Source organism: Falsiruegeria mediterranea M17, assembly GCF_900302455.1.
Classification (GTDB): Bacteria; Pseudomonadota; Alphaproteobacteria; order Rhodobacterales; family Rhodobacteraceae; genus Falsiruegeria; species Falsiruegeria mediterranea.
Genome location: NZ_ONZG01000032.1, coordinates 1 through 5,513 on the forward strand (window position 1 = coordinate 1; position 5,513 = coordinate 5,513).

Sequence of the window (5,513 nt, forward strand, 5' to 3'; positions counted from 1 at the left end):
CCAATCATTTTTATCGAAGCGCGCATAAATTTGAGCAGATTTGTCGTCACAGGTTGCGCCGCCAAAACGTCGGCTACAGTAACTTTTCCCAGCCTCAATCTCATCTCTCTTTTTGCGTTCTGCTTCAATATCTGGTTGAACGGCGTCGCGTCGTAACCCAGCTTGGTAAGTTGGATTAAGCACTCCGTGGACAGATTTGTCATTGTGAGCATTTTCATCCCGAAGTTGCGGCTCATTCTGATTCTGAACAGCTTCTTGGGAAGTAGCGACAGCTTGGTTTTTAGTGAGTTGTTCCATTCTTTAGCTCCTAGACCTTTAGCAGCAAGGTCCATATCTGACTTTTTGTTAACGTATTTAGCCACATAGAAACCAACAGCCATATAACTGGTAGCTTTAAGCGGCTCACCTTTAGCATCAACAGGCCACAACCAACCAGAACGTGAAAAAGCGTCCTGCGTGTAGCGAACTGCGATGGGCATACTGTAACCATAAGGCCACGTATTTTGCAAGCTATTTAACTGGCGGCGATTGCGTACCCGACGACCAAAATTAGGGTCAACGCTACCTGTAGGAAGTGTCCGCATAAAGTGCACCGCATGGAAATGAAGACGGCCATTAGCTGTACCATACTCAGGCACACAAAAATACTGATAGCAGTCGGCGTGTGAATCATTAGCCTTGCGACCCTCGGCAGCAAGAACCATACGACCAATATCACGAAAATAGTCACGCAAAGCATTGGGATTATCATAAAACGCCTCTAATCGGTCGTCAGCCAACGTGAGAGTGTCAAAAACGATAAACCAACCATCAGCATGAGCCTGTCGCATTGCATTCATCAAACGCTGAATAGCAAAGCCTCTACGCGATTTCATAGTGGAGGCCTCCAGCAATCTTGAACACTCATCCTTAATACCTTTCTTTTTGGGGTAATTATACTCATCGCGAATATCCTTAAGAGGGCGTTCAGCAGCCAGCTTGCGGCAAAACTGCGTAACCGTCTTCTCGTTCTCTAAAAACCATTTTTCGTCCCCTTCGGGGCGGTGGTCTATAGTGTTATTAATATCAAGTTGGGGGAGCACATTGTAGCATTGTGCCAATTCATCCATTAACTTCTCAGTAACAGATACAAACTCATCACGAACGTCAGAAGCAGCCTTATGGCCGTCAACATACATATCACCATTATCGAACTCAACGCCCTGCATACGAAAAGACAGAATCTCTTCCAAGAGCTTGATGCGGTTATCCATCTGCTTATGGAAGCCAAGCATTGGGGATTGAGAAAGAGTAGAAATGCCACAAGCCTCAATAGCAGGTTTAAGAGCCTCGATACGCTCAAAGTCAAAATAATCAGCGTGACATTCAGAAGGGTAATAAGAACGAACCATAAAAAAGCCTCCAAGATTTGGAGGCATGAAAACATACAATTGGGAGGGTGTCAATCCTGACGGTTATTTCCTAGACAAATTAGAGCCAATACCATCAGCTTTACCGTCTTTCCAGAAATTGTTCCAAGTATCGGCAACAGCTTTATCAATACCATGAAAAATATCAACCACACCAGAAGCAGCATCAGTGACGACATTAGAAATATCCTTTGCAGTAGCGCCAATATGAGAAGAGCCATACCGCTGATTCTGCGTTTGCTGATGAACTAAGTCAACCTCAGCACTAACCTTGCGAGTCATTTCTTTGATTTGGTCATTGGTAAAATACTGACCAGCCGTTTGAGCTTGAGTAAGCATTTGGCGCATAATCTCGGAAACCTGCTGTTGCTTGGAAAGATTGGTGTTTTCCATAATAGACGCAACGCGAGCAGTAGACTCCTTCTGTTGATAAGCAAGCATCTCATTTTGTGCATATACCTGGTCTTTCGTATTCTGGCGTGAAGTCGCCGACTGAATGCCAGCAATCTCTTTTTGAGTCTCATTTTGCATCTCGGCAATCTCTTTCTGATTGTCCAGTTGCATTTTAGTAAGCTCTTTTTGATTCTCAAATCCGGCGTCAACCATACCAGCAGAGGAAGCATCAGCACCAGCACGCTCCCAAGCATTAAGCTCAGGAAATGCAGCAGCAAGATAATCACGAGTATCCTTTCCTTTATCAGCGGCAGACTTGCCACCAAGTCCAACCAAATCAAGCAACTTATCAGAAACGGCAGAAGTGCCAGCCTGCAACGTACCTTCAAGAAGTCCTTTACCAGCTTTAGCCATAGCACCAGAAACAAAACTAGGGACGGCCTCATCAGGGTTAGGAACATTAGAGCCTTGAATGGCAGATTTAATACCAGCATCACCCATGCCTACAGTATTGTTATCGGTAGCAAGCACATCACCTTGAATGCCACCGGAGGCGGCTTTTTGACCGCCTCCAAACAATTTAGACATGGCGCCACCAGCAAGAGCAGAAGCAATACCGCCAGCAATAGCACCAAACATAAATCACCTCACTTAAGTGGCTGGAGACAAATAATCTCTTTAATAACCTGATTCAGCGAAACCAATCCGCGGCATTTAGTAGCGGTAAAGTTAGACCAAACCATGAAACCAACATAAACATTATTGCCCGGCGTACGGGGAAGGACGTCAATAGTCACACAGTCCTTGACGGTATAATAACCACCATCATGGCGACCATCCAAAGGATAAACATCATAGGCAGTCGGGAGGGTAGTCGGAACCGAAGAAGACTCAAAGCGAACCAAACAGGCAAAAAATTTAGGGTCGGCATCAAAAGCAATATCAGCACCAACAGAAACAACCTGATTAGCGGCGTTGACAGATGTATCCATCTGAATGCAATGAAGAAAACCACCATTACCAGCATTAACCGTCAAACTATCAAAATATAACGTTGACGATGTAGCTTTAGGTGTCTGTAAAACAGGTGCCGAAGAAGCTGGAGTAACAGAAGTGAGAACCAGCTTATCAGAAAAAAAGTTTGAATTATGGCGAGAAATAAAAGTCTGAAACATGATTAAACTCCTAAGCAGAAAACCTACCGCGCTTCGCTTGGTCAACCCCTCAGCGGCAAAAATTAAAATTTTTACCGCTTCGGCGTTATAACCTCACACTCAATCTTTTATCACGAAGTCATGATTGAATCGCGAGTGGTCGGCAGATTGCGATAAACGGTCACATTAAATTTAACCTGACTATTCCACTGCAACAACTGAACGGACTGGAAACACTGGTCATAATCATGGTGGCGAATAAGTACGCGTTCTTGCAAATCACCAGAAGGCGGTTCCTGAATGAATGGGAAGCCTTCAAGAAGGTGATAAGCAGGAGAAACATACGAAGGCGCATAACGATACCACTGACCCTCAGCAATCTTAAACTTCTTAGACGAATCACCAGAACGGAAAACATCCTTCATAGAAATTTCACGCGGCGGCAAGTTGCCATACAAAACAGGGTCGCCAGCAATATCGGTATAAGTCAAAGCACCTTTAGCGTTAAGGTACTGAATCTCTTTAGTCGCAGTAGGCGGAAAACGAACAAGCGCAAGAGTAAACATAGTGCCATGCTCAGGAACAAAGAAACGCGGCACAGAATGTTTATAGGTCTGTTGAACACGACCAGAAAACTGGCCTAACGACGTTTGGTCAGTTCCATCAACATCATAGCCAGATGCCCAGAGATTAGAGCGCATGACAAGTAAAGGACGGTTGTCAGCGTCATAAGAGGTTTTACCTCCAAATGAAGAAATAACATCATGGTAACGCTGCATGAAGTAATCACGTTCTTGGTCAGTATGCAAATTAGCATAAGCAGCTTGCAGACCCATAATGTCAATAGATGTGGTAGAAGTCGTCATTTGGCGAGAAAGCTCAGTCTCAGGAGGAAGCGGAGCAGTCCAAATGTTTTTGAGATGGCAGCAACGGAAACCATAACGAGCATCATCTTGATTAAGCTCATTAGGGTTAGCCTCGGTACGGTCAGGCATCCACGGCGCTTTAAAATAGTTGTTATAGATATTCAAATAACCCTGAAACAAATGCTTAGGGATTTTATTGGTATCAGGGTTAATCGTGCCAAGAAAAGCGGCATGGTCAATATAACCAGTAGTGTTAACAGTCGGGAGAGGAGTGGCATTAACACCATCCTTCATGAACTTAATCCACTGTTCACCATAAACGTGACGATGAGGGACATAAAAAGTAAAAATGTCTACAGTAGAGTCAATAGCAAGGCCACGACGCAATGGAGAAAGACGGAGAGCGCCAACGGCGTCCATCTCGAAGGAGTCGCCAGCGATAACCGGAGTAGTTGAAATGGTAATAAGACGACCAATCTGACCAGCAAGGAAGCCAAGATGGGAAAGGTCATGCGGCATACGCTCGGCGCCAGTTTGAATATTAGACATAATTTATCCTCAAGTAAGGGGCCGAAGCCCCTGCAATTAAAATTGTTGACCACCTACATACCAAAGACGAGCGCCTTTACGCTTGCCTTTAGTACCTCGCAACGGCTGCGGACGACCAGGGCGAGCGCCAGAACGTTTTTTACCTTTAGACATTACATCACTCCTTCTGCACGTAATTTTTGACGCACGTTTTCTTCTGCGTCAGTAAGAACGTCAGTGTTTCCTGCGCGTACACGCAAGGTAAACGCGAACAATTCAGCGGCTTTAACCGGACGCTCGACGCCATTAATAATGTTTTCCGTAAATTCAGCGCCTTCCATGATGAGACAGGCCGTTTGAATGTTGACGGGATGAACATAATAAGCAATGACGGCAGCAATAAACTCAACAGGAGCAGGAAAGCGAGGGTATCCTACAAAGTCCAGCGTACCATAAACGCAAGCCTCAACGCAGCGACGAGCACGAGAGCGGTCAGTAGCAATCCAAACTTTGTTACTCGTCAGAAAATCGAAATCATCTTCGGTTAAATCCAAAACGGCAGAAGCCTGAATGAGCTTAATAGAGGCCAAAGCGGTCTGGAAACGTACGGATTGTTCAGTAACTTGACTCATGATTTCTTACCTATTAGTGGTTGAACAGCATCGGACTCAGATAGTAATCCACGCTCTTTTAAAATGTCAACAAGAGAATCTCTACCATGAACAAAATGTGACTCATATCTAAACCAGTCCTTGACGAACGTGCCAAGCATATTAAGCCACTTCTCCTCATCCAACGCGTCAGTTTTTGACAGAATCGTTAGTTGATGGCGAAAGGTCGCAAAGTAAGAGCTTCTCGAGCTGCGCAAGGATAGGTCGAATTTTCTCATTTTCCGCCAGCAGTCCACTTCGATTTAATTCGTAAACAAGCAGTAGTAATTCCTGCTTTATCAAGATAATTTTTCGACTCATCAGAAATATCCGAAAGTGTTAACTTCTGCGTCATGGAAGCGATAAAACTCTGCAGGTTGGATACGCCAATCATTTTTATCGAAGCGCGCATAAATTTGAGCAGATTTGTCGTCACAGGTTGCGCCGCCAAAACGTCGGCTACAGTAACTTTTCCCAGCCTCAATCTCATCTCTCTTTTTGCGTTCTGCTTCA

General features: G+C 44.7%; 9 protein-coding genes. All 9 read right to left on the reverse strand.

Annotated features, from left to right (window positions below; translation table 11 throughout):
• A partial coding sequence (locus TRM7615_RS26305; RefSeq protein WP_108792721.1) for a replication endonuclease occupies positions 1-1,391 on the reverse strand: 1,391 nt, incomplete at its 3' end.
• A 63-nt stretch (positions 1,392-1,454) separates the two neighbouring features.
• The gene (locus TRM7615_RS26310; RefSeq protein WP_000466547.1) at positions 1,455-2,441 is read right to left on the reverse strand and encodes a Minor spike protein; all 987 of its coding nucleotides are present in this window, start codon (positions 2,439-2,441) and stop codon (positions 1,455-1,457) included.
• Positions 2,442-2,449: 8 nt separating this feature from the next.
• A complete protein-coding gene (locus TRM7615_RS26315; RefSeq protein WP_000487867.1) occupies positions 2,450-2,977 on the reverse strand; it encodes a hypothetical protein in 528 nt (175 codons plus the stop codon).
• Between the two features lie 110 nt (positions 2,978-3,087).
• A complete protein-coding gene (locus tag TRM7615_RS26320) occupies positions 3,088-4,371 on the reverse strand; it encodes a major capsid protein (RefSeq protein WP_000065572.1) in 1,284 nt (427 codons plus the stop codon).
• A gap of 36 nt (positions 4,372-4,407) precedes the next feature.
• Entirely contained in the window at positions 4,408-4,524 is a 117-nt protein-coding gene (locus TRM7615_RS26325; protein WP_000033471.1) for a phage DNA packaging protein J, read from the reverse strand.
• Positions 4,524-4,982, reverse strand: a complete 459-nt coding sequence (locus tag TRM7615_RS26330; protein WP_000084700.1) for a scaffolding protein D — start codon at positions 4,980-4,982, stop codon at positions 4,524-4,526. The genes TRM7615_RS26325 and TRM7615_RS26330 overlap by 1 nt, the downstream gene beginning before the upstream one ends.
• Entirely contained in the window at positions 4,979-5,218 is a 240-nt protein-coding gene (locus TRM7615_RS26335) for a phage DNA packaging protein C (protein ID WP_016670801.1), read from the reverse strand. The genes TRM7615_RS26330 and TRM7615_RS26335 overlap by 4 nt, the downstream gene beginning before the upstream one ends.
• The gene (locus tag TRM7615_RS26340) at positions 5,151-5,321 is read right to left on the reverse strand and encodes a bacteriophage K family protein (protein ID WP_002253904.1); all 171 of its coding nucleotides are present in this window, start codon (positions 5,319-5,321) and stop codon (positions 5,151-5,153) included. Before TRM7615_RS26340 ends, TRM7615_RS26335 begins: the two co-directional genes overlap by 68 nt.
• The gene (locus TRM7615_RS26345) at positions 5,321-5,485 is read right to left on the reverse strand and encodes a hypothetical protein (RefSeq protein ID WP_503089931.1); all 165 of its coding nucleotides are present in this window, start codon (positions 5,483-5,485) and stop codon (positions 5,321-5,323) included. Before TRM7615_RS26345 ends, TRM7615_RS26340 begins: the two co-directional genes overlap by 1 nt.
• Positions 5,486-5,513: the final 28 nt, after the last annotated feature.

Coding starts and splice junctions, on each gene's coding strand:
- TRM7615_RS26340 (WP_002253904.1), bottom strand. CDS start 5,321: ATGAGTCGAAAAATTATCTTGATAAAGCAGGAATTACTACTGCTTGTT.
- TRM7615_RS26325 (WP_000033471.1), bottom strand. CDS start 4,524: ATGTCTAAAGGTAAAAAACGTTCTGGCGCTCGCCCTGGTCGTCCGCAG.
- TRM7615_RS26310 (WP_000466547.1), bottom strand. CDS start 2,441: ATGTTTGGTGCTATTGCTGGCGGTATTGCTTCTGCTCTTGCTGGTGGC.
- TRM7615_RS26320 (WP_000065572.1), bottom strand. CDS start 4,371: ATGTCTAATATTCAAACTGGCGCCGAGCGTATGCCGCATGACCTTTCC.
- TRM7615_RS26330 (WP_000084700.1), bottom strand. CDS start 4,982: ATGAGTCAAGTTACTGAACAATCCGTACGTTTCCAGACCGCTTTGGCC.
- TRM7615_RS26315 (WP_000487867.1), bottom strand. CDS start 2,977: ATGTTTCAGACTTTTATTTCTCGCCATAATTCAAACTTTTTTTCTGAT.